This window comes from Flavobacterium phragmitis (genome assembly GCF_900112575.1).
Taxonomy (GTDB): Bacteria; Bacteroidota; Bacteroidia; order Flavobacteriales; family Flavobacteriaceae; genus Flavobacterium; species Flavobacterium phragmitis.
The window spans coordinates 105,129-131,757 of record NZ_FOMH01000002.1; the positions used below are offsets into that span (position 1 = coordinate 105,129).

General features: G+C 38.6%; 28 protein-coding genes. 15 read left to right on the top strand and 13 right to left on the bottom strand.

Features of this window, described 5'->3' with window-relative positions; all coding sequences use genetic code 11:
* The first annotated feature begins 67 nt into the window (after positions 1 to 67).
* Complete coding sequence (locus BM289_RS03340; protein ID WP_244165316.1) at positions 68 to 2,056, top strand: sensor histidine kinase; 1,989 nt, start codon at positions 68 to 70, stop codon at positions 2,054 to 2,056.
* Positions 2,057 to 2,608: 552 nt separating this feature from the next.
* Here the strand turns inward: BM289_RS03340 and BM289_RS03345 are convergent.
* Positions 2,609 to 3,070 (bottom strand): hypothetical protein, encoded by a 462-nt coding sequence (locus BM289_RS03345; RefSeq protein ID WP_091490838.1) that lies wholly within the window; start codon positions 3,068 to 3,070, stop codon positions 2,609 to 2,611.
* 495 nt (positions 3,071 to 3,565) lie between these two features.
* On the opposite strand from BM289_RS03345, the gene BM289_RS03350 reads away from it, so the two are divergent.
* The gene (locus BM289_RS03350) at positions 3,566 to 4,123 is read left to right on the top strand and encodes a Rossmann-fold NAD(P)-binding domain-containing protein (RefSeq protein ID WP_091490840.1); all 558 of its coding nucleotides are present in this window, start codon (positions 3,566 to 3,568) and stop codon (positions 4,121 to 4,123) included.
* A gap of 156 nt (positions 4,124 to 4,279) precedes the next feature.
* Here BM289_RS03350 and BM289_RS03355 read toward each other — a convergent pair whose 3' ends face one another.
* Complete coding sequence (locus BM289_RS03355) at positions 4,280 to 4,471, bottom strand: hypothetical protein (protein ID WP_091490842.1); 192 nt, start codon at positions 4,469 to 4,471, stop codon at positions 4,280 to 4,282.
* 442 nt (positions 4,472 to 4,913) lie between these two features.
* Here BM289_RS03355 and BM289_RS03360 point away from each other — a divergent pair, with 442 nt between their 5' ends.
* The 8 genes from BM289_RS03360 (at position 4,914) to BM289_RS03395 (ending at position 9,937) form a co-directional block, all read left to right on the top strand.
* Entirely contained in the window at positions 4,914 to 5,246 is a 333-nt protein-coding gene (locus tag BM289_RS03360) for an ArsR/SmtB family transcription factor (protein WP_041515706.1), read from the top strand.
* Positions 5,237 to 5,743: a GNAT family N-acetyltransferase gene (locus BM289_RS03365; RefSeq protein WP_091490843.1), complete on the top strand. Its 507-nt coding sequence runs from the start codon at positions 5,237 to 5,239 to the stop codon at positions 5,741 to 5,743. Before BM289_RS03360 ends, BM289_RS03365 begins: the two co-directional genes overlap by 10 nt.
* A gap of 33 nt (positions 5,744 to 5,776) precedes the next feature.
* Positions 5,777 to 6,250 carry a DUF6428 family protein gene (locus tag BM289_RS03370; protein WP_091490845.1) on the top strand — a complete coding sequence of 158 codons (474 nt, stop codon included), beginning with the start codon at positions 5,777 to 5,779 and terminating at the stop codon, positions 6,248 to 6,250.
* A gap of 42 nt (positions 6,251 to 6,292) precedes the next feature.
* Positions 6,293 to 6,907, top strand: coding sequence for an arsenate-mycothiol transferase ArsC (locus BM289_RS03375; protein WP_091490847.1), 615 nt, complete (start codon positions 6,293 to 6,295; stop codon positions 6,905 to 6,907).
* 1 nt (position 6,908) lies between these two features.
* Positions 6,909 to 7,994 (top strand): ACR3 family arsenite efflux transporter, encoded by a 1,086-nt coding sequence (gene arsB, locus BM289_RS03380; protein ID WP_091490849.1) that lies wholly within the window; start codon positions 6,909 to 6,911, stop codon positions 7,992 to 7,994.
* Between the two features lie 4 nt (positions 7,995 to 7,998).
* Positions 7,999 to 8,733, top strand: coding sequence for a metallophosphoesterase family protein (locus BM289_RS03385; RefSeq protein WP_091490851.1), 735 nt, complete (start codon positions 7,999 to 8,001; stop codon positions 8,731 to 8,733).
* A gap of 21 nt (positions 8,734 to 8,754) precedes the next feature.
* Positions 8,755 to 9,327 (top strand): Crp/Fnr family transcriptional regulator, encoded by a 573-nt coding sequence (locus BM289_RS03390; protein ID WP_091490853.1) that lies wholly within the window; start codon positions 8,755 to 8,757, stop codon positions 9,325 to 9,327.
* 70 nt (positions 9,328 to 9,397) lie between these two features.
* Positions 9,398 to 9,937, top strand: a complete 540-nt coding sequence (locus BM289_RS03395; protein ID WP_091490855.1) for a hypothetical protein — start codon at positions 9,398 to 9,400, stop codon at positions 9,935 to 9,937.
* A 401-nt stretch (positions 9,938 to 10,338) separates the two neighbouring features.
* Here the strand turns inward: BM289_RS03395 and BM289_RS03400 are convergent, their stop codons facing one another.
* From BM289_RS03400 to BM289_RS03445, 10 genes are all read right to left on the bottom strand, one after another.
* Positions 10,339 to 10,818 carry a DUF1203 domain-containing protein gene (locus BM289_RS03400; RefSeq protein ID WP_091490857.1) on the bottom strand — a complete coding sequence of 160 codons (480 nt, stop codon included), beginning with the start codon at positions 10,816 to 10,818 and terminating at the stop codon, positions 10,339 to 10,341.
* 225 nt (positions 10,819 to 11,043) lie between these two features.
* Complete coding sequence (locus BM289_RS03405; protein WP_091490858.1) at positions 11,044 to 11,487, bottom strand: Rid family detoxifying hydrolase; 444 nt, start codon at positions 11,485 to 11,487, stop codon at positions 11,044 to 11,046.
* Between the two features lie 63 nt (positions 11,488 to 11,550).
* Positions 11,551 to 12,462 carry an alpha/beta fold hydrolase gene (locus BM289_RS03410; protein ID WP_091490860.1) on the bottom strand — a complete coding sequence of 304 codons (912 nt, stop codon included), beginning with the start codon at positions 12,460 to 12,462 and terminating at the stop codon, positions 11,551 to 11,553.
* A gap of 135 nt (positions 12,463 to 12,597) precedes the next feature.
* Positions 12,598 to 13,419, bottom strand: coding sequence for an alpha/beta fold hydrolase (locus tag BM289_RS03415; protein WP_091490863.1), 822 nt, complete (start codon positions 13,417 to 13,419; stop codon positions 12,598 to 12,600).
* Between the two features lie 284 nt (positions 13,420 to 13,703).
* Positions 13,704 to 14,528 carry a helix-turn-helix domain-containing protein gene (locus tag BM289_RS03420; protein ID WP_091490865.1) on the bottom strand — a complete coding sequence of 275 codons (825 nt, stop codon included), beginning with the start codon at positions 14,526 to 14,528 and terminating at the stop codon, positions 13,704 to 13,706.
* A gap of 584 nt (positions 14,529 to 15,112) precedes the next feature.
* The gene (locus BM289_RS03425; RefSeq protein ID WP_091490867.1) at positions 15,113 to 18,163 is read right to left on the bottom strand and encodes an efflux RND transporter permease subunit; all 3,051 of its coding nucleotides are present in this window, start codon (positions 18,161 to 18,163) and stop codon (positions 15,113 to 15,115) included.
* 8 nt (positions 18,164 to 18,171) lie between these two features.
* Positions 18,172 to 19,257 (bottom strand): efflux RND transporter periplasmic adaptor subunit, encoded by a 1,086-nt coding sequence (locus BM289_RS03430; protein ID WP_091490869.1) that lies wholly within the window; start codon positions 19,255 to 19,257, stop codon positions 18,172 to 18,174.
* 11 nt (positions 19,258 to 19,268) lie between these two features.
* Positions 19,269 to 20,600, bottom strand: coding sequence for a TolC family protein (locus tag BM289_RS03435; protein ID WP_091490871.1), 1,332 nt, complete (start codon positions 20,598 to 20,600; stop codon positions 19,269 to 19,271).
* Positions 20,601 to 20,654: 54 nt separating this feature from the next.
* The gene (locus tag BM289_RS03440) at positions 20,655 to 21,272 is read right to left on the bottom strand and encodes a TetR/AcrR family transcriptional regulator (protein WP_091490872.1); all 618 of its coding nucleotides are present in this window, start codon (positions 21,270 to 21,272) and stop codon (positions 20,655 to 20,657) included.
* 90 nt (positions 21,273 to 21,362) lie between these two features.
* On the bottom strand, positions 21,363 to 22,139 hold the full coding sequence (locus BM289_RS03445; protein WP_091491532.1) for an SDR family oxidoreductase: 777 nt from the start codon (positions 22,137 to 22,139) through the stop codon (positions 21,363 to 21,365).
* A gap of 101 nt (positions 22,140 to 22,240) precedes the next feature.
* Here BM289_RS03445 and BM289_RS03450 point away from each other — a divergent pair, with 101 nt between their 5' ends.
* From BM289_RS03450 to BM289_RS03475, 5 genes are all read left to right on the top strand, one after another.
* The gene (locus tag BM289_RS03450; protein ID WP_091490874.1) at positions 22,241 to 22,654 is read left to right on the top strand and encodes a winged helix-turn-helix transcriptional regulator; all 414 of its coding nucleotides are present in this window, start codon (positions 22,241 to 22,243) and stop codon (positions 22,652 to 22,654) included.
* 116 nt (positions 22,655 to 22,770) lie between these two features.
* Positions 22,771 to 23,013, top strand: coding sequence for a DUF6965 family protein (locus tag BM289_RS03455; protein WP_091490876.1), 243 nt, complete (start codon positions 22,771 to 22,773; stop codon positions 23,011 to 23,013).
* A 306-nt stretch (positions 23,014 to 23,319) separates the two neighbouring features.
* Complete coding sequence (locus tag BM289_RS03465; RefSeq protein ID WP_091490879.1) at positions 23,320 to 24,195, top strand: helix-turn-helix domain-containing protein; 876 nt, start codon at positions 23,320 to 23,322, stop codon at positions 24,193 to 24,195.
* 70 nt (positions 24,196 to 24,265) lie between these two features.
* On the top strand, positions 24,266 to 24,931 hold the full coding sequence (locus BM289_RS03470) for a hypothetical protein (protein ID WP_091490881.1): 666 nt from the start codon (positions 24,266 to 24,268) through the stop codon (positions 24,929 to 24,931).
* A 118-nt stretch (positions 24,932 to 25,049) separates the two neighbouring features.
* Positions 25,050 to 25,397 carry a carboxypeptidase regulatory-like domain-containing protein gene (locus tag BM289_RS03475; protein ID WP_143102036.1) on the top strand — a complete coding sequence of 116 codons (348 nt, stop codon included), beginning with the start codon at positions 25,050 to 25,052 and terminating at the stop codon, positions 25,395 to 25,397.
* A gap of 355 nt (positions 25,398 to 25,752) precedes the next feature.
* Here the strand turns inward: BM289_RS03475 and BM289_RS03480 are convergent, their stop codons facing one another.
* The gene (locus BM289_RS03480; protein WP_091490885.1) at positions 25,753 to 26,262 is read right to left on the bottom strand and encodes a response regulator; all 510 of its coding nucleotides are present in this window, start codon (positions 26,260 to 26,262) and stop codon (positions 25,753 to 25,755) included.
* Positions 26,263 to 26,629: the final 367 nt, after the last annotated feature.

A 26,629-nucleotide genomic window follows, 5' to 3' on the forward strand; every position in this document is an offset into this window, starting at 1 on the left:
AACAATGTTATAATTCCTATTTAATATGTTCAGTAAAAAATATAATTCTTTTTTAAAAGATAGCGAGATGACTGCTGTCATAAGAGCTGCTGATTGGAGCAGTACAAGTGTTGGTGAAATGGATAAATGGAGTATGGGTTTACGTTCTGCACTGGGAATTATGCTTAATTCGAGGTTTCCCATGTTCTTGTTTTGGGGCAAGGATATGACTTGTTTTTACAATGACGCATGCCTTGACAGTATGGGTATACGAGGCAAACATTCCAGTATACTGGGAAAATCCCGAGCCGGATCTTTATCGGAAATGTGGCATATCATTTCTCCAATAATAAAAAACGTATTAAAAAGTGGAGAAGCTTCATGGCATGAAGACCAGCGGGTTCCGATTTTTAGAAGCGGAAAAATGGTAGATAGCTACTGGACTTCCAGCTATAGTGCCGTTTGCAACGATTTCGAAAAAATCGAAGGCATTCTGGTAGCCATGAATGATGTGACGGAAAAAGCAGAAGCTAGAAAAAAAAAGGAAGAAGCTGAAGAACGAACCCGATTAGCAGCGGAAATTGCCCAAATCGCAACCTGGGACTTGGATCTCCAGACCCACAAGATGATACATTCCGAAAGCTTGGCAACCATCTTTGGACATGAAAAAAATGTACAGCTTACTTATGCTGATATGATCAGCCAGTTTCATCCAGACGATATAGCTGACGTTGTAGAAAAAGCTTTTGAACTGTCGATGCAGAGCGGAACTTATAAATATGAGGCGAGAGTCATTAAAAATAATGGCGAGCTGGGATGGATAAGGTCGCATGGAAAAATATTTTTCGATTCTACTCATGAACCTCTAAAAATTATAGGAACGCTAATAGATGTAACTGAAGAAAAAAATCACAGCGAAATTTTGATGGAAAGCGAATTGAAATTCAGGCTGCTGGCCGATTCACTGCCTCAACTTATTTGGACTGCAGATGCCAATGGGGCCTTGAATTATTTTAATCTTTCGGTCTTGATCTACGCAGGAATTAATTATCGTGATTTAAATGCCGGAGGTTTTCAAAAACTCATCCATCCAGATGAAATTGAGCAATTTGACAGCAATTGGACCAGCGTCTTAATTACAGGTGATGACTTTTTATTGGAGCATCGTTTGCTGCGGCATGACGGAGTATACAGATGGTTTTATAGCCGCGCAATTGCTCAAAAGGATGCAGCAGGAAAAATACAAAAATGGGTTTGTACCAGTACCGATATCCAGCAGCAAAAAACCTTTACGGAAGAATTAGAAAAAGAAGTCAGTGAGCGCACAGCCGAATTGAAGAACACCAATGTCAATTTGGTAAAAATGAACATTGAATTACAATCTTTTGTATATGTATCCAGTCATGATCTGCAGGAACCTCTGCGAAAAATTCAAACTTTTATCAGCAGGCTCAATGATACCGAAGAAATGAAATTCTCTGCAGCTGCCAAAGAATATTTTGAAAAGATCAATGCTGCTGCAGACAGAATGCAGTCCTTAATACAGGATCTTTTAGCTTATTCCAGAACAAATTTGACAGACAAGGTATTTGTGATGAAAAATCTGCAGGAATTAGCGGAAGAAATTAAGGAAGATTACAGGGAAAGAATACAAGAAACCAATGCTGTTGTAGAGATTCACAATTTATGCAAAGCAAAGGTGATTCCTTTTCAGTTTAAACAGCTTTTTAATAATTTGATTGGAAATGCGCTCAAATATTCCAAACCAGGGATACCGCCGCATATCTTAATAAATGGAAGTCTAATAAACGGATTTGAAATTAAAAATCTGGGTGCAGAGGCTGATTGTACATACTGCCATATCAGCATTGCTGATAATGGAATCGGTTTTGATATGAAATACAAAGATAAAATTTTTCAAATCTTCCAAAGACTGCATAGCAAAACAGAATATTCGGGTACCGGTATTGGTCTGGCAATTGTAAAAAAGATTGTTGAAAACCACAATGGAATAATTACCGCATCCGGAGCAGAAAATCAAGGTGCGACATTTGATATTTATATCCCGGAGCTATGAAATTGCACTCACTAATACTACACTGGTTCACTACTATTGTGCTATAACCAGATATCTCCTTCGCTAATATTTGTAATTCATATTATAAGGATCAACCAGATTCTTAAATCACATTACTATTCATTGAATGCTTCCCGCTGCCAAATTGCGCTTCTAAAGATTTTTACAACTTGTAAACTAAACTTTATGGCAAAATCGTGGCACATCGGGGTTGGAATTGATACCATTTATGCCACAAATATTTAAGGCGAATTTAAAGTTTTTTTCTTTGAGAAACGTTTTGTGGTACAATCATAGCACACCGATTCTGAAATAGGATATACTCAATAAAATCAATAGCTAAAAAGACTAGGTTCGAGCATATTAAACAGAGGCAAAAAATTACAATAGCCATTAATTCAAGTTTTGTGGCAGAATCGTGGCGCAAGCTATACGTAGAAACCAGAAATTCAGCAAAATCATGGGCTAACAAATTTAGACTCATCCCTACCAAGCTCCTTTATTTGCTCGCAGGATATATAGTGCATAAAAATTACTTCCGCTGATGGATGCTTAGTCAAGAATGCCTTTTCCATATATTTGCTCCACATGGAAGATATAGCCGTCCAGTATAGCGGTGGGAAGGAAAAACCTGCTGACTGCAGCGGCTTTCGCATCTGACCTCTGATGTCCGAATGACCATTCCAATAGGTCCGCATAATCCTGAAGCTGGCTGGCATCAAGGACTTTTCGCAGGCCCCTTTCCGTATTTGCAAACGATTTGAGCATGGGAAGGTCATTGCCGCTATCTTCATACCTGTCGAGTCTGGCCAGTATCTCGTCAAACTCCTTTCGCAACAGCTCCAAAACTGCCTCCAGGTTATGCCCGTAAAAGATGCTGGGCACAAGTCCGGCTTTATAGTGCGCATAATGCTCCTGCGATGCCAGCGGGTTTTCCAGATACTGCTCAAAAGTCTGGATCCTGCATGCATAATCCGCTTCAAAGATATTTGGGTTCTGATAATCTCTATCCATAACATCCGGCTTTTAAGTTATAGGCATAAAAATAGCTAATTTTTTATTGGCATCCAACTGCAAGGCAGCAGCTGCGGAATGTTACGCTTGCATTGAATGTTGCGCATCCGCTTTCTTTTTGATCTGCTGGAACAGCTGCTCCAGACGGATTTCAAAAGCACAGATAGAAAAGATAAATTTTCAATTCAAAACGGGTTAAAAGGGCGGCCAAAGCAGTGCCCGCCCTCACCGGCGTATCTTTCAAAAAATACAAGACTAGAGAAAGATTCTCTTCCCGTAAAAAGGAGAATAAAACTGATTAATTCCCATTTTATTCTCCAGATATTTCACTAAGAAAAAAAACAATTTTGTTCGCCTTTTGCTAGCAGCATGGCAATCAAACCGTATATAAAAGTAATATTCATGCAAAAGTAATTTAAATGCTATTTACGTTTATTTGCTTTTTATAACTTTGGATATTGCGATAATGCAAATTTTAATTAAAAACAATACTTAATGCTTTCAGTGGATAAAAAGCCTATCGTAGGCATAATAGGTCTAGGGATATTCAGTCTAGATTTTGCGCAGAGATGTGCCGATGCAGGTTATGATATTTTGGTCGGCTCTATCGAATGTATTCACATCTGCAATGCAACTGTTGGAAAAATAGGAAAAAAGGCCCGCGCAGTCCCGCTCGAACTTGCTGCATCAGCCGATATATTATTCATATTTTCTCCCAAAGAAAAGAGTTATCTGCTTAGCGCATCTCTGCCCTGCCTCGCAGGAAAAATGGTATTTTTTCACCAGTATTATTTTCAGAAGCGCGATATTAGGATTCGGGCAAATGAAAAAAAACTGCCCTTACCGTTATTCCTTTACAAAGCGCTAAGAGATGCGGATGTGGTTCAAATTTACAGCAGTTTGACAAAATCTGCATGCAGCAGCGCAAATTGTACGCTATACTACAGCACGAACTGTCCCGCAGCGGCAGAAACAGCAGCATTATTTCTTGATTCGATCAATTATAAAACGCCTATCTTCCTTAACAGTAAAGAATATAAAAATAGGCCATAATATATGCATAGTGAATGCATGCATCAAAAAACCGTACGAAAACACTATATCAAAATAAGCTTCTTATGCTGCAGACGAGCTCTACCCATGAATTAAATATGAATCGCAAGCCCATTCAGGCAAGATGGTAAATGGCTGGGTGAAAGTTTCCTGACGCTAGTTTTTTTTCTGCTGTCCCGGAGCATAAGCTTTAGCGCTTTTATCGCCAGTTATTTTTTTTGCCTGCCCCGGAGGAACTTTACCGGAGGATGCTGTATGGATATGCGCGCTGCAGCCGCTAAAGCCAACCACTAGCACTGCAATCGCAAGGATTGCCGGGTAAGATATTTTGTTTTTGCCTTTTTTCATAAAATTGATTTAAAACATTTACTATCAGGTAAATATATTTATTTATAAGCGAATATATTAAATTTAGTACTCCTTTTTTTTATATTTTCATTTTGCCCATTTAATGATTTACAGCGCCGGTAATGGGCTTGTCCCAAACTTTTCCGTTCTTACTATCCCTTTTAGCGGCTATTTATCATAAACCAAATAATGCTTACATGGTCAATATCTAAGCTTTTGCAATACTACATAAAAAAGAGATTCTGCAATGGCTGTTTTAGGAGAATTGAAATTTAATTTTTCATTAGGCTATTAAAAGAGCAATATTTTTTTTTCACTGCTATTTTTGCATCTGCTATTTTTATGCAATGATTACCTAATGCATCTTACACTGCAAAAGAAAAACATAAAATCTTTTTTCTTTAAATTTTATATCGTAATATTGCAATATAAACATAAAACGATGGGAGCAACAAAAACGGATCACTTTACAGAAAGCCAGAATGAGCTGGCTGTTTTAGCCAAAGCGTTAGGCCATCCTGCGCGTATTGCCATTATGGAATATCTATTAAAAGTCGATGCCTGCATCTGCGGAGATATCGTAAACGAACTTCCGCTTTCACAGCCGACAGTTTCACAGCATTTGAAAGAATTAAAGAATGCAGGTTTGATTAAAGGAAGCATCGAAGGAAACTCGATCTGCTACTGCATCAATGAACCTGGACTTGAAAAGATAAAAGGCTTCTTTGAGCATATATCAGATCATCTGGCAAAAAAGCGAAGCGAATGCTGCTAATCTATAAAAATATGGAAATCAGAAAACTTTCGGACAAACACTGGGATCAGGTAAAAATAATCTACCAAAAAGGAATCGACACCGGCAATGCCACCTTCCAGACCAGCGCTCCTTCATGGGAAGACTGGGACCAGTCCCATCTGGCATCCTGCAGAATTACAATGCAGGAAGATGGCAAAGTGATTGGCTGGGCTGCCCTTACCCCTGTTTCTTCCCGCTGCGTTTATGCGGGAGTTGCAGAAGTGAGTGTATACGTGGATCCTGCACATTCGGGAAAGGGAATCGGGCTTACCCTCTTAAATGAACTTGTCCGACAGAGCGAAGCGGAAGGAATCTGGACGCTTCAGGCAGGGATCTTTCCCGAGAATACAGCAAGCCTGCGCATCCATGAAAAAGCAGGCTTCAGGATACTTGGAACAAGGGAGAAAATCGGAAAACAGAATGGTATCTGGAGGGATACTGCGCTTCTTGAAAGAAGAAGCTCCCTAATTATTTAATAAAAAATATAGTCTAACTAAATATAAAAAATTATGAAACTTTCAGAAATTAAAGAAGTGCTTAAAACAGTGGAAGCTGTAAATTTTGAACTGCCGGACGGCACATTTGTACCGGAATATTTTCACGTAACCGAAGTAGGCTTAGTTACCAAAAACTTCATCGACTGCGGAGGAACAGTAAGAAAAGAAACTGCTGTAAACTTCCAGCTTTGGGATGCCAACGACTACGAGCACAGGCTTAAACCACAGAAGCTGATCCACATCATTGAGCTTTCAGAAAAAGTATTGGGAATTGAAGACAACGAAATTGAAGTGGAGTACCAGAACACTACTATCGGCAAATACGATTTAGATTTTAACGGCAGAAACTTCACTTTAATTAATAAACAGACAGCCTGCCTTGCTCAGCAGCAGTGCGGTATTGCCTCTGATAAGCCAAAAGTAAAATTATCTCAGTTAAATACTGATAATGGTGCTTCATGCACTCCGGGCGGAGGATGCTGCTAAACATTAAACAGAAAATCAATAAACCTTTACAGCCAAAAAACTATGTTATTTCCACAAATTGAGAATACCGTTAAATCATTTGATTTTAAGCAGATCTCCGAAGAGCGCAAAGCAGTCCTGCAGCCATTAATCGACTTCATTCAGACTAAAGCGGACAGCAATCTGGAAACCAGACTAAACCTAATCTGCACGCACAATTCCAGAAGAAGCCATCTCTCGCAGGTTTGGGCGCAGACTGCGGCTGCCTATTACAACATCAAAAACGTTTCATGCTATTCAGGAGGAACCGAGGCTACTGCCCTTTTTCCAATGGCAGCGGAGACTTTGAAGGATTCAGGATTCAATATCAAAACCCTTTCAGATGGATCAAACCCTGTTTATTCCATAAAATATGCAGCTGACGCGCTTCCTGTCATCGGTTTTTCCAAAACCTATGATGATGACTTCAATCCTGAAAGCGGATTCGCAGCCATAATGACCTGCTCGCAGGCTGACGGCGGATGCCCTTTTATAGCAGGCGCTGAGAAAAGAATTCCGATCACTTTTGAAGATCCAAAAATTTCTGACGGAACGCCACAGCAGAAAGAAACTTATCTGGAGCGCAGCGGGCAGATAGGAACTGAAATGTTTTACGTATTCTCACAAATAAAAAAATAAAATGGCAGCAGATAACTGTGCACCAGTGGTCGGACGCAAAAAATTAAGCTTCCTTGACCGCTTCTTAACCCTTTGGATTTTCCTTGCTATGGCTGTAGGCGTGGCAATAGGATACTTTATTCCTTCAAGCGGAGATTTCATCAATTCTTTTTCCAGCGGCACCACAAACATTCCATTGGCAATAGGACTTATCCTGATGATGTACCCGCCTCTGGCAAAAGTAAAATACGAGCAGATGGGTCAGGTTTTCAAAAACACTAAAGTCTTAGGTGCTTCTTTATTCCTGAACTGGATCGTAGGCCCTATCTTAATGTTTTTATTGGCGTTGCTGTTTTTAAACGGATATCCTGAATACATGATTGGAGTGATCCTGATCGGTCTGGCGCGCTGTATCGCAATGGTTGTGGTATGGAACGATCTGGCAGACGGAAACCGTGAATATGCAGCAGGACTTATTGCTCTTAACAGTATTTTTCAGGTGCTGCTTTACAGTGTATACGCTTACCTTTTTATAACCATCCTGCCTCCCTATTTTGGATATGATGGTTTTGAAGTGAACATCAGCATTGCACAGATTGCCGAGAGCGTCGGTATCTATTTAGGTATTCCATTTGCTCTGGGAGTCATAAGCCGTTATGCTTTGATAGCTTTAAAAGGTTCTGAATGGTTTGAGAATAAGTACGTGCCGTTTATCTCGCCAATTACTCTTATTTCACTGCTATTTACAATTATTGTAATGTTCAGCCTGAAAGGGGAACTTATTGTTCAGATCCCTATGGACGTTGTTCGTATTGCAATACCGCTTGTGATTTACTTTACTTTAATGTTTATCATCAGCTTTTTTACAGGAAAATATTTTGGGGCTGACTATTCAAAGGCAGCCTCTATAGCATTTACGGCCACCGGCAATAATTTCGAACTTGCCATTGCCGTGGCAATTGGAGTATTCGGAATAAACAGCGGCCAAGCATTTGCAGGAGTTATAGGTCCTCTGGTAGAAGTGCCTGCTCTTATAGCACTGGTAAACCTTGCATTCTGGTTCAGAAAAAAGTATTTCACAAAACAGGTATCTCCAGAAACTGCTTAAAAAAATGAGAATTGCAATAATATCGGATATACATGCGAACTTCCCCGCATTGGAGCAGACCTTAAAAAGTATTGAAGAGCAGAATATTGACGCTGTTTATTGCTTAGGAGATTTAGTAGGCTACAATTTATGCCCCAATGCCGTGATCAATGAGATCCGTAAAAAGCATATTCCCACCCTTGCAGGAAATCACGATGTCAAGGCTGTCGAGATACACAATGACGGTTCAAATGACATTGAAAGCTACGCATACCAGATTGTGGGCAAAGAGCAGATAAAATATCTTTCTGCTCTTCCTGCCCATATTAAACTTGAATATCAGACGGCTAACAAACTTATAAAGATTTTGATGGTTCATGGAAGCCCTTACAGCAGCAGGGAATATCTGCTTGAGGATAAAAATGAGAAAGATTTCACTGATATCTTTCTTGATTCCAATACAGACATTCTAATCTGCGGACATTCTCACCTGCCGTATCATCGCATATTGGAAAATCCCAATAAAAAAGGCAGTTATTTCCATGCCATTAATGCAGGGTCGGTTGGAAAACCAAAAGATAAGAATCCAGACTGCTGCTATGCTGTGATAACCATTGAAAAAAGCAGCAATCTTTCCAAAAAAGACGGCATTAAAGTAGAATTCATTAGAGTGCCGTATGATATTGAAAAAACAGCCCGCGCTATTGAAGAAAGCCCTCTCCCGGACGTTTACGCATTTATGCTTAGAAAAGCATATTAAAATCTTGAAATAAAACCAATTATGGAAAGTTTTAAATTATTTTTAAAGAGCATCGTGCCTCTCAGCGATCAGGAATTTGAAAATTACAGGCAGTATTTTAAAGCAAGGACATTACCCAGAAACAGTTATTTTGCAGAGATCGGCAAAACCTCTAATGAGGCGGCTTTTATTAAAAAAGGACTGCTCAGGACCTACTATATAAATGAAAAATATGAAGAAATGACTTCCTGCTTCTGTGAAGAAAATAATCTCACAGCTTCCTATAAAAGCTTTATCTCGCAGCAGCCTTCAGAACTTTCCATTCAGGCAGTTGAAGACACTGAGCTTATAACAATCAATTACACTGACCTTCAGAATCTATATCAGCAGAGTCCTATCTGGCAGAATATCGGACGGACAATTGCCGAGAGGCAGTATATGGTAATGGAGCAGTATGCAAGTGTTCTGTGTAATGAAACTGCAAAACAAAAATACCTGCGGCTGCTCAAAGAGCAGCCTTCCATTATAAATAAAGTTTCGATAAAGGATATGGCAAGTTATCTTGGCATAACACGAAGAACGCTCAGCAGGATTAGAAAAGAAATCACTAAGTAAATTCGAGGACATTTGTCCTTTCAAACAGACCGGCTGCCGCACTATTTTTGCTTCTGATAAATTCAAATAAATGGAAACAGCAATTATTATTACCACCGTTTTACTTATTCTTTTCTCAATACTTGCAGTATATGACGGCTTGTATCTTCATATTTTTAAATACAAGCTTCACAATCATCCCCAGAGCAGAGCAGAGCATCTTACACATACGATAAGAGCAGTTTTCTTTCCTGCGATTTTATATTTATTCTTCCTCAGGCAAGAGTGCAGCATAAGCTTTATAATTGGTACGGTGCTTGTGTTTTTTGATCTTTTAGTTCTCGCAGTTGATGCTTACATTGAAAAAGACAGCAGGGCATTTATGGGAGGGCTGCCGCGATGGGAATACATTCTCCACCTTTTTGTCAACGGATTTCATTTCGCATCTACAGCAGTATTTTTATCGCTTAAATTAAAGTATGAAAATGATGGCATAGCTATTATACCAAACATAAGTGAATATCATAATTTTGAATTATTTCATACAGTTGTTATCAGCCTCTTACCGGGTGCTGTTATCATTGCCTTGCTTCATGTTTTATTAATCAATTCTGAATCCCGTTTTTTTTGAATCGTATCAGCAGTAAGATTCAAAGCAGTCAATTTTGAATCTTATTTTAATAAATTATCGTAATTTTCCTTTCAATAAAATAAATCGCATAGATTCACTGCTTCTGAAGCCGCAAAACCTATTTATTTTTGTGCCTGGAGGTAATAATAGCTTTGTAAGATGCAGCAGAAGGTATTTTAAAAACGAAAATTGAGTATTTATACAACTACAGCATTTGTGTCTGAATGTGCTGTCCTCCAAGACAAAAAAAAAGGGGCTCTGCGGCAGCCCTAGCCCCGATAGCAGTGAAATCCTTTTGTGCCGGTGTTCGCTGCAAAAGATTGGATCATACAGCGGGAACATCTGCTGAAAAATTGCCATATAAAACTAACGATAAGCAATTTACTTTTGGAAGCACATAACTATACCCTTTCGATTTTACAAATAAAACAGCAGGCTTCCGAATTTCTTGCATGAAGATATTCAACATCGCTTTTTGTTTCAAAGATTTCAGCAATGAGCAAATCGATATCATTATTGCCAACTAATGTAGTAAAAATCATTTTTTGTTCTTTGCTGTAGCCGATCAGGGATAAAGGGAAGTTTTCTTTATCTGCTTTTAATGCTGCGGGGAAATTGTAAATATCCGAATATTGCTCCACTTGGTCTTTATGAATAAATATTGGTCCGGATTGATTAAAAGCATTGTTTTGTGAGAAAGGACTGTAAGCAAAAACCAAACGAATATCCTGACCGATAGTAAATGGTTTGAGCGAAATCCGGCACGGCCCTTTTCCCGTTGCTAGCTGCTCATAAACCTGATTGCCAAAATCATCAATATTTGTTTTCCTGATTTTGCTTACAAACTCTTTAGACAACGGAACAATTTTAAATTTTCTCATATTTTTTATATTTTAAATCTAAACAAATTTATATTCTGTTTTTCTTATTAAAAACCCGTTTCTTGCTCAATTAAAACACCGTTTTATCTTAAAAAGCCAAGAAAAAGTGCAAGAGAACTTTCAGACCGGCCATACCTCCCCTGATAAATCCAATGCTAAAATAGAATTGCATTCAATATGCTTTTAATGGAAACTTTCATATTCATAAAACTTTAAAAAAAATGGCTAATGCTGTTTTTTCAACGCAATACATTCTATTTCAATACTCGCGTTTTTTGGCAGTGAAACTATTTCAATTGTGCTTCGGGCGGGAAAGTGATTGTGGAAGTAGCTTCCGTAAATGTTGTTCACGGTTTCCAACTGCTTGATGTCGGTAATAAAAATCGTGGTTTTAGCAATATGATCCAAATCGGAGCTGTTATTTTCTAGAACGGCTTTTAAGTTTTCGAAAACCTGAATGGTTTGTTCTTCAATTCCATTTTTCAAAGTGTTTGTTTTTGGATCAACGCCTATTTGCCCCGAGACAAACACTAAATCTGCAAAACTGGTGGAATGGCTGTATGGGCCAATTGCTTTTGGCAGATTGGAATGGTTTACAGCAATTATGGATTTGGTATTACTGCAGGAAGCGAAAACTAATATGGCTAGAAATAATGCTATTTTTTTCATCTCTATTCTATTTTAAAGGATAAAAAAAGAGGCTAATTTTTTAAAACTAACCTCTATGAATTTTTATTTTTTTACAAATTTCAATAACTCTGAATTGAATTTATCTAATTCTTCGATGAACAAAGCATGGCCGCTTTTTTCCAAAGGTACCAATGTAGAATTTTTTAATAGGGAGTGCATTTGTTCAGCTAATTCATAAGAACATATTTTATCCAATTTTCCGTGAAGGATTAGTGTTGGGATTGTGATGTTTTTCAAATCCTCTCTCAAGTCGCTGTCTCTAAGCGTTTTTAATCCTTCAGCCATTGCATAAGGCGAAGCTTGTGCCTGAATAGTACCTAACCATGCGCCATATCCGGGAGAAACGCTTGTTTCGTTAGCAGGGGATATTTTTCCAAAGTTTTCCAATAATTGAGGTCTGTTGGTATTGTTCAATTGGATTAATCCGTCCACATCTTCTTTACTCCAAAAACCATAATTAAAATCGGCTCTTTTTGTCCATGTTGGCGCTGCCGCTCCGAATAAAGCCAGTTTAGAAACGTGTGCCGCTTTGTATTTGGCCACATAGTGAACTACAGTCGCACCTCCCATTGAAAATCCTCCGATTGTTGCGTTTTGAATGTTCAATTTGTCAAGAACCACTTTGATATCGTCTGCAAAAACATCGTAATTGTATTTTCCTGCCGGCTTGTCAGATAATCCGAAACCTCTCAAGGTAATTCCGATAACTCTGTATCCTTGTTGAGTAAAGTAAGCATATTGATACTCATACATTGCATCGCTCAATGGCCATCCGTGGATCAAAACGATTGGCTGTCCTTCGCCAAGGTCGGTAACGTGAAGCTTTACATTTTTTTCAACTTCTACATATTCTTCTCTTCCATAAGATGCTGGAACTCTTTTTGTCTGTGCAGACGAAACGCTGCTAAATAATACTGCTGTAAATAAACCGATTGATAAAATTAAATTTTTCATGTTTTTCTAAATTTTAGATTATTATTTTTTAAATAATTTGGTCATTGTGATTTGATGTTGCAAAGTTGGAGCAAAGTGCAGGAAAGGACAATGGATGGTTTTCTCTTTGAACTGCACTTTTTTCCCTTTCTTGATTTATGACTGGATAAATTCCAAAATGTCTTTGTTGATAGTCTCAGCTTCAGTAGTCGGCATACCGTGTGAGAAGCCAGGATAAATGATCAGTTTTCCGTTTTTCAAAAGCTCAGCCGCTTTTACAGCAGTTGTTTCATAAGGCACAATCTGGTCGTCGTCACCATGCTGAACCAATACTGGAACATCAATGCTTTTAAGGTCTTCAGTAAAATCAGTTTCAGAGAAAACTTCAATACAATCATATTGCGCTTTGATGCCGCCCATCATTCCCTGTCTCCACCAGTTGTCCTGAATTCCTTTTTTTACATTCGCTCCCTCACGGTTGTAGCCATAAAAAGGAATAGTCAGGTCTTGGTAAAATTGCTGTCTGTTGTGTAAAGTATTGTAGCGGATATCATCAAATACAGCCAATGGCACACCATTTGGGTTTCTCTCGTCCGCAATCATATAAGGGGTAATGGCACTGATCAAAACGACTTTTGACACACGTCCTTTTCCATATTGTGCCGCGTAACGCAAAGCTTCTCCTCCGCCAGTTGAATGCCCGATATGGATTGCATTTTTAAGATCCAAAAACTCAGCCAGTTCAGCCACATCCTGTGCGTAAGTATCCATGTCGTTGCCTTTATATGTTTGAGTAGATCTTCCATGGCCTCTTCTGTCGTGGGCGATTACCCTGTAACCCTGATTAAGGAAAAACATCATTTGGGCATCCCAGTCGTCAGATGACAGCGGCCATCCGTGGTGAAAGAAAATTGGCTGTCCTGCTCCTAAATCTTTGAAGTAAATTTCTGTTCCGTCTTTTAATGTAAACTTGTTCATGTTTTTTATATTTAAATGTTATTGTTTTTTTGATAAGGCAAAGTTGGGATTAATCCGGGCGCCCATCAATGGATGGTTTTCTCTTTGAACTGCACTTTTTTCCCTTCTTTAAAATTGTTGCTGTCTCAATCCGGTGATGAAATCGCTTAAATACCCAGGCGCCTCAATGGACGCATTTCTCTTTGGACTGCATCTTTTTCCTTTATTTTGAACAAAGCGTCGGTTAAGCCTTTTTAATTGTTTGCATAAAAAAAGCACGGCTTGAATGGCCGTGCTTTGTATAGTTAAAACTGTTTTCTAAATGAAATTGGGGAGAGTCCCGTGTTTTTTGTAAAAAAACGAATGAAATAAGCATCGTCTTCATAATTCAGGCTATAGGCAATTTCCTTTACCGTCATCTGTGTATGTGCAAGGAGCCTTTTGCTTTCAAGAACAATCCTTTCCTTAATGATATCATTGGGAGTATTCTTGCTGACCATTCCAATTTTCTTGCTGAGATTTTTGGGAGTTACAGACAGTAAATCGGCATAGTCCGCAACCGTATGTAGCATCCTGAAATGCTGTTCAACCAGTTTGCTGAACTTCCGTAAAAACTGCACATCGGCCTGCTGGCTATCCTCAGCTAATCGGTGCTGGTGTTTCCAAATTCGGGTCGATTTCAGTATGATGAGTTTTAACAGTATACGAAGCATTTCCTCAGTATTTGCATCCTCATTTTTCATCTCAAATTGAATTTCCCGGATTATTTTCTGAATATCCTCCGATTGATTTTCGTCCAATGCAATGAATGGAATTTCAAAAACATTATTGTACAAAATTCCGTCGCAGGCTACTTCCTTATCGTGAATTTCTATGCAGTAGAAATCCCGATTGAAATGCAATAATTGTCCCGCTTTGGTTTCGCAGGGCTTTATCACCACCTTTGGATTTATAAACAATAAGGAATCAGTCTTCATTTCTATCTCTTGAAAATCAACCTGAATAATAGCGTTTTTAGGCAAGAATAAAATTTTGATATGTTCCTCCACAGAATCAAATCCGCCTTCTTCAAAGGATTGTTTTGTAAAATTTAAATTGCCGAATTGTTTGTACGAGAATTCTTTTAACATATTGTAATTATAAGTATGAATTGTTTTTTCTTTTTATGCTTATGGATAATTTGCTATCGGCATACTTTATTATTGCCTAACACTATAATATATTAGGTAAAAATATTGAAATTCTTATCCAATGCGCAAATCAGCGCGATAAAATTTCCTATATTCTACTGTAATTAATATGCGGGTATTCCATATCAAATGCAATAAACCCTATTGAACTGTTGTAAATTCCTAAATTGCTTCTTTTGCCACCGTTTTCGCTTAATAGTGAGCTAAACGCTGCCAATCAGCACCTACTGGATAATAATATGAAAAAGCCACCGCTTTATTTTAAAACTTTACAAAATGCAAAAAGAATAATCCAGCCAAATTGTAATTAATTTTCCCTCAATCCCCAACAGTACATCTAAACCAAATCTATAAAGCCCATGAAGACAGACACTAAAGATAGGGAGCAAATCTCTTCAAATCTTCCATAAAATGTATAGAAATTTGTCCCATTCCTCTCATAAAAGCCAAATGGCGCCAATTGAAGGCAATTGGCGCCATTATCTACATATAATATACCCTGTTTATTAAGCACTTCCGACTCATTACATCTTTTCAATACTGGGAGGAATCAATTTATACATGACCGGCGTTACAATTCGTGATAATATTGTAGAGCTGATTAACCCCCCAATTAGCACAATTGCCAATGGTGCGATCAAAGGATTTGAGTTTAGTGCAATCGGAATCAAACCGCAGATTGCAGTAATTGAAGTCAGTACTACAGGCAGAAAACGCGTTTCTCCTGCAATTGCAATAGCTTCGTCGATCGAGTGTCCTTCCTGTCTCAGCTGATTGGTGAAATCCACCAGCAGCAAAGAATTCTTTACCTGAATTCCCGAAAGACCAATGAAACCGATTATAGCAACCAAAGACATCGGGCTTCCATTGAGAAGCAATAACAGCACACCTCCTAAAATCCCCAGCGGTATGATCGATAATACAATAATAATTCCTTTGAAAGTTTTAAACTGCAGCAGTAAAACTGCAACAAACAGAAAGGTACTCAAAATAATGACTGCCAAAAAGTTACCGCCCAGCGCATCGCCTTCCGATTCTTTCTCGCCCGATAGTTTGTAATAATACCCTTTTGGCATTTTCAATTGATCCAGTTTTGGAACAATGTGCGTCAATAAATCATTGGCATAATACCCTTTTGCCGATAAAGCGGTTACTTTGGAAAATCGTGATTTATTAAAATGGTTAATCGCCGTTGGAGAAGTTTCAAACGAAATTTCAGCAATCTGGTTCAGGGCAATCGGAGTTCCCTGAAGGTTATTTACGTACAGGTTTTTCAAAGCGTCAAGGTTCGAGAATTTATCTCGGGGCAATGTCAGCGTAACATTTCTAGCATCTCCCCTGTCATCTATATAATCACCGACTGTTAATCCTGCTACCGAAAGACGGATTACCTTATCTACATCGCTGGTCAATACGCCCAATGTTCTGGCTTTTTCTTTATTGATTTTAACTTTAACATCAGTTTTATACGTATTCAGTTCATTGTTGATGTAAACAGTTCCTTCCTGCTTTCTCAGAATAGTTTCTACCTGTGAGGAAAGCTTACGTAACACTTCCTGATCTTCACCAAATAATCTTACGACAATATTAGCTTCTAATGGTGTTCCCTGTTCAAAATCTTTGACCTCCACTTTTGCGTAAGGCATCGTTTTAAATTTATTTCGAAGTTCTTCAATCAAAGCTGTTTTCTCTGATGGTTTAGCTTCATCCTGGAGCTGGACAAAAATCTGCGCAAAATCGGGTTTTCTATCCTGCGGATGCACATTATAATAAATCTGCGGATTTCCTTTACCAACGTTCGAAGTGTAATACACAATTTCCTTATGATTTTTAAGCTCTGCTTCTACAATTTTGGCCACACGGCCACTTTCTGAAATATTGGCCTGAAGGGGCATTTTTATATTGATAAGAAACATCGGTTTTTCTGAAGTTGGAAATAATTTAAAACCCGTTACTTTAAACAATCCAAAAGCAGTGATGCTTAAAACTATAGAAATAGCAATAGTTGTTCTAGGATATTTTAATGCTTTGGGCATAATATCACGATATGCTCTGGTCAGGAATTTTTGCAGATACTGAAGAAAAATATTTCCTGCTGCATGATCGTGCGTTTTTAAAAATCGGCTTCCTAAAAACGGCACCAAAGTCAAAGCGACAATCATCGATGCCAGTACACTGGTAATAACTGCCATCGGAAGACTTCTGATAAATTCTCCCGAAACATCCGGCAGGAAAGCCAGCGGCAAAAATGCAATTACAAGTGTTGCAGTACAGCCTACAACGGCAATTCCGATTTGTCTGGTGCCTTTAAGGACTGCATCCATTTTAGAATGTCCTTCCCGCAGCCATCGCTCTATGTTTTCGACTACCACAATACTGTCATCCACCAGCAATCCCAAAGCTACCACAAGACCAACAATACTCAACTGATTTAAAGAAAAGCCAAAAGCATTCATTGCAATTAATCCTAAGGCGAGGGATAACGGAATGGAAATCATCACAATTCCCGAAGCTCTTAAACCCAGTGGAAGCAGGGTGACAATTACCAAAACAATAGCAAGGGTAAAATCAAAACCTAAATGCCCCAGACGCTGCGATACCATATTGGCCTGATCGAAGTTTTTTACTAATTTGATGTTTGACGGCAATTCTTTAGAAAATCCATCTACAATCGGCAGGAATTCTTTCTGCACATCTGTAATGTTTACATTGTCTTTCATACCAGCTGTAACCAGCACGCATCGGTGTCCGTTGATGCGGGTAATATGATCGACAGCCTGTGACTTATAGCCTACTTCGGCTACATCTTTCATATAGATTATTTTACCGTTAGCATTGTAAATTACTGTATTGGATACATCGTCCGCATTTTTAAATTTACCACTGGTTTTTACATTAAATACCTTGCTGCCTAAATCAATGCTTCCTCCTGGAATATCGGCCGCTTCGCTCTGCAGGCTTGCCATGACTACATTTAACGGAATTTTTAATTGGGCCAACTTTTCCAGCTGTAAATCAATACGAATTTCCTGCTCGGGAATTCCAGCATATTTTACATCTTTCAGATTGGTAATTTTCTCAATTTTAGATTTAAGTTTATCCGCTTCATCACGAAGTTTTTTGTCTGATGCATTTTCTGAAACCAACGCTATCTGAAGGATTTTCACATCAGAAGAAGCAATTTTTTCGGTTTTTATCTGATAAATATCTTTTGGAAGTTCGCTGTTTTTAAGAGCATTCATTTCCGTAGAAATCTCCTGATATTTATTATCAACATCTACTCCGTATTTAAATTTTACCTGAAAAGCTGCAACACCGTCTTCTACTGTGGTTAATATTTTTTCGATGTTTTCGAGTCCGTAAATTTTATTCTCGATTGGTTTTACAACCTGCTCCTCCATATCCTTCGGACTTGTCCCGGGATAGATTACCGTAATTAAATATTGCGGCGGATGCGTTGAAGGATCTTCCGCCCTGGGCATGGTAAACAACGTAAGATACCCTACCACAGAAACCAGCAGAAATATAATCAGCGTAAACTGATAATTTTTAACAGCAAAGTTTGTTATTTTCATAATACTGATTATTTAATGATCTTGATAGTTGATTGTTCGTTGAGATAAGCACTGTTGGAGATCACAATCTGATCTGTTTTCTGAAGACCTTCTTTTATGAATACTTTATTGTTCTCAAATTTATTAATGGTCACCGGCTGGCGTTTTACTTTGTTGTTTTCCACAATAAAAACAAACGCTTTGTTTCCGTCAGCTTCAATAAGCGAATTGTACGGAATGATAATGAAGTCTTCTGATTGTTCTGCCTTTATTTCAGCTTTTCCAAACATTCCCACCGCTGGTCTGCTATTTTTAAGGTTCAGTTTTAATTCGACCTGAAAGGAGCCCAATGCCGCATCTGCCGCCTGCGATTTTCTAAAAATAAAGGCATCGAATTTTTCATCAGGATAACCGTCAAGCGTCACAGTGGCTTTCTGCCCTGCTTTTACCGCGGCCCATTCTTTGTCTGTCAATCCTACTTTTAGCAGATAATTATTGTTCTGGCTGGTTTCATTTATAGCCAGAATTGGCGATCCTGCGCCAACTACTTCTCCTTCGTTTGCTGTTTTTTTCGAAACAAAACCATCCGCAGCAGCATAAATTTTAGAATAACGTGCATTAAAAGCCACTGCATCTTTCTGCTTTTTAGCAATGTCAAGACCCGTTTTGGTATTCTGAAGCTGTTCTAATGTATACACACTGTCTTTGTACAAATTGCTTGCTCGTTTATAATCACGCTCGTACTTTTTGAGATTCAAATCGGTTTGGTTCAATCCGGCATTAATCTCTGTTTCGTCTAATGATGCCAGAAGCTGTCCTTTCTTAAAAAACTGTCCTTCTTCAACATAAATACGACTGATGATCCCTCCTATTTTAAATCCGTAATTGGCCTGATTTTCTGTTATTACCAACCCTGATGCGCTTATGGTATTTTTAAGAGCAAAAGATTCGACCGGAGCTGTTTTAATCGGGATGACATCTTCGCTTTCAAAGGGCGAATTTTCCTTTTTTTCTTCTTTACAGGCGTAAAAAAGCGTTAAAGCAAGCAATATACCCAACCCTTTTTTGGAGACTGCGATATGTTTTTTTAGATATTTGCGAATCGTTAATTTCATGTTTTTTGTTTTTAGTTAAAAGTAAAAGTGGCGTTGGCTCTTTCTAATTCTGCAAAAGCAATCCAGGAGTTATAAAGCGAAATATTAGTGTTAAGCTGGGCATTCACCCATTGGTTCTGTGCATCCAGCAGTTCTATATATATTGCCTGACCTTCCTTGTATAATTTGATAATGTCATCATTGTATTTTTTGGCCGACTGTTTTTGATTTTTATCAGCATAGAATTGCTCTAAAGCCGATTTTAGATTGTTCTGTGAAACCTGAAACTGAAGCAGCAGCTGCTGTTTTACATTATCAGTTTGCGAGATGATTTTTTTACTGTCTTCTTCAACTTGTTTCAGCTTCCATTTGTTTTTGTTTCCCGAAAAGATATTCCACTCCAGCGCCACTCCGGCAAAATAATAGCGTGAGTTTTTATCTGCTTCAAAATCAAAATCCTGAATTCCGAAATCGGCAAAGCCATTTACTTTTGGCAGCCAGTACGAGTTGGTTAGTCTGCTTATATTTTCGTTTATTTCTTTTGCCTGGGTGAGCTTTTGCAGCTCCTCTCTATTTTGGGTATTTTCTGAAAGTACTTCTATTGGCGGTGCTTCACTCTGATCAGTTTCTACTGCGGCATCAAGTTTTTGATTCAGTAAAAAATTAAAATAGGATCTGGCGTTATTACTGGCTTGTCTGGCAGTTTCTAAATTCGCCTGAATGCGGATCACCTCATTATCGCTTCTTAAAACCGCAGTCCGGTTTATTTTTTCATTTTTAAATAAAGCCTGATTTACCCTTTGATTTTCTTTTACCAAAGCCAGGGCATCTTGATAAATCTTAATACCTTCAACCGACTGCAGGTATTTGTAATAGGCAATTTTAATTTCCTTTACCAGCTCTCTTTGGTAAATTTCGAGTTCTATTTTTTGAAGCGTCGTCTGCTGGGTTTTTATTCTTTTATTATAAATAATTTCAAAATTCAGAAGCGGCATCGCGGTATGAATTTTAGCATCATAAAAATTGTCCGGATTTATCAAGACCGACTGATTTTCCAGCATTGGAAAAGCATTAGAATTGGTAATCTGATTTAAAGTGCTATACACCGGATTCAGCATATCTCCAATCGGAATATCGATTGTCCTTCCGCCTTCTGCTTTGGTGTAACTTCCGTTTAGGGAAATTGTTGGATAAAATAAAGCTCGCGCTTCTTTTAAGGCATACATGCTTTTATTAATGTCAAAATTATGCTGCCTGATTACTTCATTATTTTTTAAGCCAGTCTGTATATAACTGTCTAAGATGCTTTGCGAATATCCGAGATATCCAAAACACAGCATGGTTAAATTTAAAATTATCTTCATTTTGTACGTTGTTTATAATTTGAACGTTGTTCATTTTTTGTAATAAAAAAAACTTTACAGTTTTTCTATTATTTTTAAAAACTCATTATATCCATCAAATAATATGGTATCCGGATTTGTAAATTTTACTCCCTTCGTTCGCTGCCTGATTTCCAGACAGCACATTCCATGAACCAGGCTCCAGACCATAAAAGAGAGCGGCTCTGCATTATGCTCTGCAAAATGGCCTTCTACGATGCATTCTTCAACAGTTTTCTTGACATAGCTGAAAGTCACCGCACCTTCATCCCAATTGTCAGTATCAGAATTTTCCAGAAATTCCATGGGCGCCTTTAAGTTGAACATCAGGTCATACATTTCTGCATTTTCTAAAGCGAATTTTATATAGGAACTCCCCATTTTTTTTAACCGCTCTTTTGGATTTTTTATGCTAAACAGATCCTGAAAATAACTGCCCAGTTCCTGAAAACCTATTGAATGCAGATCATGCAGGATGGCATTTTTATCTTTAAAATAGACATATACCGTACCTACGCTGTAATCAATTTCATCTGCTATGTTCCTTATGGTGGTCTGATCAATTCCCCTCTCTACGAAAAGCTTTTTAGCTGCCTTAAGTATCAGCGCCCTCAAGGCCTCTTTCTCCCGTGCTTTTCTTTCGGCTGTACTCATATATCTATTAATTTTATCCTTAGCAAACTAAATGTAAAAAGCAAAGATATAAAATTAAATGAACAATGTTCATTTTTTATACACCACCAATTAAAGTTGATTAAGATGCTGTTTAAGACTTGCCCCCTTTGGATTTATTAATTTATGTGCCATCTTTGGCAAAAAGCGGTTCAGCAGATAAATGGCTTTTGTATCTCCAATACGAATTGTATAGGTATCACTTTTCAAACCTTTGATTAGACCCGTTATCAGAACATCAGGCGTTATCGATTTGCCATCCATGCCTTCTGACATATTGGTTTTTACAAGAGGCGGCAATATTTCGAATACTTTCACATTACTTCTGATAACGTGCAAATGTTCTCTTAATGCTTCTGTGTAAAAACGAACCGCAGCTTTGGAAGCTGAATAGGTCGGCACGAGAATCGACGGCGTATAACTTAAGATTGATGAGGTATTGATAATAGCTGCTTCTTTTCTGGACTGCAGCATATCCATAAATAGATTATTCAAAAGTACAATCCCTAAATAATTGGTATTAATCTCTGCGGCCGCTTTTTCAAAATGTTTTGTACTGCTTATGCCTAAATTGTCCAGGCCGTTCATAATTCCGGCATTGTTGTACAAAATGTCAATGCCTCCCAATTGGTCAATTTCTCTATATAATGCTTCGGCAGCTTCCTTATTTGAAGCGTCGCTTTTGATTGCTGTTAGTGACGGATACATTTTTTTAGCCAGATCAAGTTTTTTCTGGTCCCTGCCTGTTATAATTACCCTAGCGCCTTCTGCAATGAATTGTTTTGCAGCCTCTAATCCAATTCCGGCAGAGCCGCCTGTAATCAAAATTGTCTTACCTTTTAATTCCATAATTTTTCTATTTAGTTTATTATCTCTATATTTGCTTGCGAAATGCAAGTGCAAATATAAATACATTTACTTGCAAAAAGCAAGTGTTTTAAATTTATTTTATGAAAACTAAAAAAAAAAGATCAGACTGCCCGGTAAGTTTTTCACTTGAAGCCTTTGGAGACAAGTGGTCACTGCTGATTGTTAGGGATTTGATGCTTAAAAAAAAATGCACCTATGGCGAATTGGCAAAGTCTGATGAGAAAATAGCAACTAACATTTTGGCTGCCCGGCTGCTTTCATTGGAAGAAAACGGAATTATCCAGAAACTGGAACATCCTGACAGTAAAGCCAAAGTATTATATCAATTGACGCAGAAAGGAATGGATTTAATTCCAATAATTGTTGAAATTAATCTTTGGGCGGAAAAGTATACCGACATTCCTGAAAAAAGAAAAGAATTGCTGGCACAGATGAATGCTGATAAGGAAGGTTTTATTAGAAATGCTTTTAAAGAACTGGAATCAAATCTATAAAAATACCTATTTGACTCTCAGATACGTATGAAAAACAGTCTGCCAAAAGAAAAACACCTGCCCAGTAGAGGCTCAAATCCCTTGACAGGACTGCCCATTTTGCGTAAATTTGCCCCATGACAACCGAGGAAATAAAACGTTATTTTGAAACCGCTCCCCCGACCAAAGAAGTGGACTGGAAGCCCTGGGCCAAAATTACAGATTCACAGGCATTTCTAAAGAGCTGCTACGCCACTATTAAGAATTACAAAGGAAGCCTTGATATGTGTCCGGCCTGGTGGCACCTAAAAGATTTTTATATGCTTATGAGAGCAAATGCGCAGCAAATTTCAAGTGAAAACCAAAGCGAACAGCCCTGAATGTGCGGCGCTGTTTTAAAAGGCATCCTTATACCTGCATCTTATATTTTACTTTTTACCGGTTATATTATCAAGCGGCCGCCTCCAGAAGATGCCGCTGAAAGCATACAGCGGATATTCAGCACCGTTCTTTTTGACCGCCCCAATCTGGGCGCCGTATTGGTTTTAATCCTTTTAATGCAGTATTATGCACCTGTAAGCTGTTTGAATAATTAAACAGCGGTCCGGGCTATGGCATAATCCGGGTTTAAATAACTATTTTTACAGCCTTGCAGCCTATATGATCATGCGGAAAACATACTGATAATGAAGAGATTTAAATTCTTAAAAAACAAATATAAAGCTGAGCTGCTTATCGATACAGGCACTTACAGGGACATTCCATACTATTTTTTTGAAAGCGAGCTTCATGATACCGATTTCTACGAAATTATATTTTTCTCTAAAGGAAACGGGATTTTAGAACTTGACCAGCAGCGAATTGAAATTTCAGACCATACCGTGATTTTTATTTCTCCATTTCAAAAAAGAAAATGGTTTTTGGACAAGACTAAAATAGAGTGTTCTTTCCTTTTTTTCCAGGACAGCTTCCTGTCTGATTTCTTCTCTGACAAGCTCTTCACTTTCAGGCTACAGTATTTCTACAACAAAACCAAACCGCTCTCTATCAAGGTTAGTGATGATTTCTTTTCACAGTTGGAGAATATAATCGGCGAGCTGCTCGCTGAGATAAAAACATTCAGGTCAGACAGCGACCACCTTATAAGGGCACTGCTGTATGCTGTACTGATCAAACTCAACAGGGCCTATGCATCGCATTACCTTCTCTGCTGCGAAACAGAAAATAACAGTACTGCATTTATGTTCAAGGAGATCCTGCAGAAGCAAGTCCGCAGGACAAGAAACATCGACTATTACGCCCGGCAGCTGGGCATCAGCAGGGTTACGCTCAATAAATGCATCAAAAAGCAGTTCGGAGTTACCGTTTCTGAAATGGTAAATGAATTTATACTCTTTGAAATAAAGTCCCTGCTGTGTTATACCAGGCTTAATGTAAATGAAATTTCGTACCGGCTTGAATTCTCCCAGGCCAATCATCTGACGCGTTTCTTCAAGGCGCAGACCGGGACTTCCCCAAAAGAATTCAGGAATGCTTATCAAAATGGTAGTTCTGTTATCTAACCGGTAATTATTCCCTTTGGGCTGTATTGTATTTTTGCGGATGAAAATATTTTTCCAAAACAGCCTATCCATGAAAAACAGCACCAGATCTGCCTTAATGTTTACCTTGATACTGCTCCCCTGCTTACTATTTGGACAGCAGCGGCAAACCATTGAACTTGCTGATTTATACAAAAAAGGTAAGCTGAAACCGGTAAACAGAGAGGTAAAAATTGTTTCCAGTGACAGCGGAGCCTATCTAAAAATAGCCCAAAGCAAAAAGGAAGGCCTTGTATGGCTGCCTTTTAAGGACTTTAAAAACGGTACAATTGAAATCCAAATGCGGGGAAAAGACGTTTTCCAGCGGAGTTTTATAGGGATTGCCTTTCACCGTGCCGATGACAGCACTTATGATGCTGTCTACTGCCGTCCTTTTAATTTCTCTGCTAAAGATTCCATACGCAGAATTCATGCCGTACAGTATATTTCCCATCCCGATTTTACCTGGGATAGATTAAGAAAGCAGAGCAATGCGGTTTTTGAGAAAGAAATCATAAATCCGCCAGACCCCAACGGCTGGTTTACAATGAAATTAGTAATTGAGGGCGCAACTGTCAAAGCCTTTATAAACAATGCGGCCCAGCCTTCCCTCACAGTGCAGAAACTTAGCAGTGCATCACAGGGAAAAATAGGGCTCTTTACAGCAGACAGCAGCGGAGGAGACTTTAAAACCATCAGGATCAATTATAAAAATTAAAAACACTGCCTCCTGGATGCCGGGAGAGCCTACTTCTGTGATAAAATTCACTTATGGACTTCCCAGGCACCTCATTATGTCAAGAAAGGCCTGTAAATATGAGCTAATATCAAATATTATGATCAAAAGAATACTTTTAATTACCCTTATTTTTATGCCCCTTTTCACTGCTCAATCACAGAAGGAAAGCTTCAGTATCTGGGGAAGGATTGTAGATAGCGGATTCAATCCTATTGAATCATTTTCCATTAAGGTTTTCGAGCTTAATGCTTTTACAGATCAGAGAAAAAAAATCCAGGATTTTAAGGTCTGGGATCATAATGGGGAATTTTTAATAAAAAACCTTAGCGCGCAGCCTTATCTTATTGAAATTACAGTTGAAAATTATACCTGGTACAGCATTCTAAAAACAGTGGCAGATAAAAACGAATCAGTAGGAGAAATCGTTTTACAGAATACCTGGTAAACCAATGAAGACCAAACTATCCCTGCATTGTGTCCTTTTGAAACCACAACTTACCAAAATGATGCTCTCTTACAAAACAGATTTTTTTTGATCAGCAAAAAAAAATGCCCGCCAGATTTTAGCCCCGATTGGCAGTGAAATCCTTCTGCGCCGTGGTCCGCTACAAAAGATTATAACAGAGAGCGGGGACAGTTCCAGGAAAAAATTAATTTGATACCTGCACTTTATTGTGATAATATGATTCCCATTACACGAAGACCTGCCTGCTTCTCTTTTTTGAGGACTTTGATCCGGACAACACAGATCATGCTGCATGACTTTGATCCCATTAAAATGCACAGTGAAAAAGCCCCGGTCATTCCCGGTTTGACAAATGCTTTTCCGAGACAAAAAATAAATTTCTAACCGGCCCCATCAAGGCTTTGGCCCAGTGCAGAAAGAACACTTTTTTCAGCAGCAGCACAAATCCGGCAAAAGAACTGGGTTTCTGCAAATATAGGTCGGCCCCCTTCTCAAAGGCATCTTCAATATCCGAAGCATGATCCCAAGTGGAAAGCATAACGGCCGGGATGTCCCGAAGCCCATCGTCTTTCTTTATTTCCTCCAGCGCCTCTTTCCCTCCTTTAACGGGCATATTGATATCGATAAAAATCATATCGGGATTGGGCTTGGATTCATCCCTGAGCGTATCGAGGAGCTCCTGACCATTTTCAACGGTCGTTACCTCAGAGGGCACCTCAGCCTCCTCCAAGGCATCAAGGAATAATTCCTGGTCTTCGGTATCATCCTCGGCCAGTATAATCTTTACCGGCTCTTTTTCATTTAACCCTTCAGGGGACGTGCGGGCATTCTCAGAATTTATCATCTCAAAGCGGATTTAAACTCATCAAATGTAGCGCAAAAATGCTTAGAAGATTCCTGTAAACCAATAATATTAAAAACAGCAGGAAATTTAGCCCGCAAAGAGCAGGCACAAATAATTCAAAAAAAACCGCCGGCCAGATTTTATAAAGCACTATGGCCTCGCTGACAATTCTGCCGCCTTTACCGGAGATCAGACCAGGTCTTTGAAAAAAAATCCAAAAACAGGTAAAAATACGGGCAGGTCTGCAAGGCATTTGTACTAATTTTAGTCTGATTAAAAAAATCTTTAAAAAAAAAACGGCGCGAGCTTCAAGGCTGAGAGTGTGTATGTTCTATATAATGCGCCCTGTATCATTAAACCCAAATAA

What these genes read in the sequence shown, in the direction of transcription:
- BM289_RS03435 (WP_091490871.1), bottom strand. Translation starts at nt 20,600, where the DNA reads ATGAAGATAATTTTAAATTTAACCATGCTGTGTTTTGGATATCTCGGA.
- BM289_RS03365 (WP_091490843.1), top strand. Translation starts at nt 5,237, where the DNA reads ATGCTGCTAATCTATAAAAATATGGAAATCAGAAAACTTTCGGACAAA.
- BM289_RS03405 (WP_091490858.1), bottom strand. Translation starts at nt 11,487, where the DNA reads ATGAAAAAAATAGCATTATTTCTAGCCATATTAGTTTTCGCTTCCTGC.
- BM289_RS03420 (WP_091490865.1), bottom strand. Translation starts at nt 14,528, where the DNA reads ATGTTAAAAGAATTCTCGTACAAACAATTCGGCAATTTAAATTTTACA.
- BM289_RS03415 (WP_091490863.1), bottom strand. Translation starts at nt 13,419, where the DNA reads ATGAACAAGTTTACATTAAAAGACGGAACAGAAATTTACTTCAAAGAT.
- BM289_RS03445 (WP_091491532.1), bottom strand. Translation starts at nt 22,139, where the DNA reads ATGGAATTAAAAGGTAAGACAATTTTGATTACAGGCGGCTCTGCCGGA.
- BM289_RS03455 (WP_091490876.1), top strand. Translation starts at nt 22,771, where the DNA reads ATGACAACCGAGGAAATAAAACGTTATTTTGAAACCGCTCCCCCGACC.
- BM289_RS03340 (WP_244165316.1), top strand. Translation starts at nt 68, where the DNA reads ATGACTGCTGTCATAAGAGCTGCTGATTGGAGCAGTACAAGTGTTGGT.
- BM289_RS03350 (WP_091490840.1), top strand. Translation starts at nt 3,566, where the DNA reads ATGCTTTCAGTGGATAAAAAGCCTATCGTAGGCATAATAGGTCTAGGG.
- BM289_RS03470 (WP_091490881.1), top strand. Translation starts at nt 24,266, where the DNA reads ATGAAAAACAGCACCAGATCTGCCTTAATGTTTACCTTGATACTGCTC.
- arsB (WP_091490849.1), top strand. Translation starts at nt 6,909, where the DNA reads ATGGCAGCAGATAACTGTGCACCAGTGGTCGGACGCAAAAAATTAAGC.
- BM289_RS03480 (WP_091490885.1), bottom strand. Translation starts at nt 26,262, where the DNA reads ATGATAAATTCTGAGAATGCCCGCACGTCCCCTGAAGGGTTAAATGAA.
- BM289_RS03440 (WP_091490872.1), bottom strand. Translation starts at nt 21,272, where the DNA reads ATGAGTACAGCCGAAAGAAAAGCACGGGAGAAAGAGGCCTTGAGGGCG.
- BM289_RS03410 (WP_091490860.1), bottom strand. Translation starts at nt 12,462, where the DNA reads ATGAAAAATTTAATTTTATCAATCGGTTTATTTACAGCAGTATTATTT.
- BM289_RS03390 (WP_091490853.1), top strand. Translation starts at nt 8,755, where the DNA reads ATGGAAAGTTTTAAATTATTTTTAAAGAGCATCGTGCCTCTCAGCGAT.
- BM289_RS03345 (WP_091490838.1), bottom strand. Translation starts at nt 3,070, where the DNA reads ATGGATAGAGATTATCAGAACCCAAATATCTTTGAAGCGGATTATGCA.
- BM289_RS03465 (WP_091490879.1), top strand. Translation starts at nt 23,320, where the DNA reads ATGAAGAGATTTAAATTCTTAAAAAACAAATATAAAGCTGAGCTGCTT.
- BM289_RS03355 (WP_091490842.1), bottom strand. Translation starts at nt 4,471, where the DNA reads ATGAAAAAAGGCAAAAACAAAATATCTTACCCGGCAATCCTTGCGATT.
- BM289_RS03450 (WP_091490874.1), top strand. Translation starts at nt 22,241, where the DNA reads ATGAAAACTAAAAAAAAAAGATCAGACTGCCCGGTAAGTTTTTCACTT.
- BM289_RS03400 (WP_091490857.1), bottom strand. Translation starts at nt 10,818, where the DNA reads ATGAGAAAATTTAAAATTGTTCCGTTGTCTAAAGAGTTTGTAAGCAAA.
- BM289_RS03430 (WP_091490869.1), bottom strand. Translation starts at nt 19,257, where the DNA reads ATGAAATTAACGATTCGCAAATATCTAAAAAAACATATCGCAGTCTCC.
- BM289_RS03360 (WP_041515706.1), top strand. Translation starts at nt 4,914, where the DNA reads ATGGGAGCAACAAAAACGGATCACTTTACAGAAAGCCAGAATGAGCTG.
- BM289_RS03385 (WP_091490851.1), top strand. Translation starts at nt 7,999, where the DNA reads ATGAGAATTGCAATAATATCGGATATACATGCGAACTTCCCCGCATTG.
- BM289_RS03370 (WP_091490845.1), top strand. Translation starts at nt 5,777, where the DNA reads ATGAAACTTTCAGAAATTAAAGAAGTGCTTAAAACAGTGGAAGCTGTA.
- BM289_RS03375 (WP_091490847.1), top strand. Translation starts at nt 6,293, where the DNA reads ATGTTATTTCCACAAATTGAGAATACCGTTAAATCATTTGATTTTAAG.
- BM289_RS03475 (WP_143102036.1), top strand. Translation starts at nt 25,050, where the DNA reads ATGATCAAAAGAATACTTTTAATTACCCTTATTTTTATGCCCCTTTTC.
- BM289_RS03395 (WP_091490855.1), top strand. Translation starts at nt 9,398, where the DNA reads ATGGAAACAGCAATTATTATTACCACCGTTTTACTTATTCTTTTCTCA.
- BM289_RS03425 (WP_091490867.1), bottom strand. Translation starts at nt 18,163, where the DNA reads ATGAAAATAACAAACTTTGCTGTTAAAAATTATCAGTTTACGCTGATT.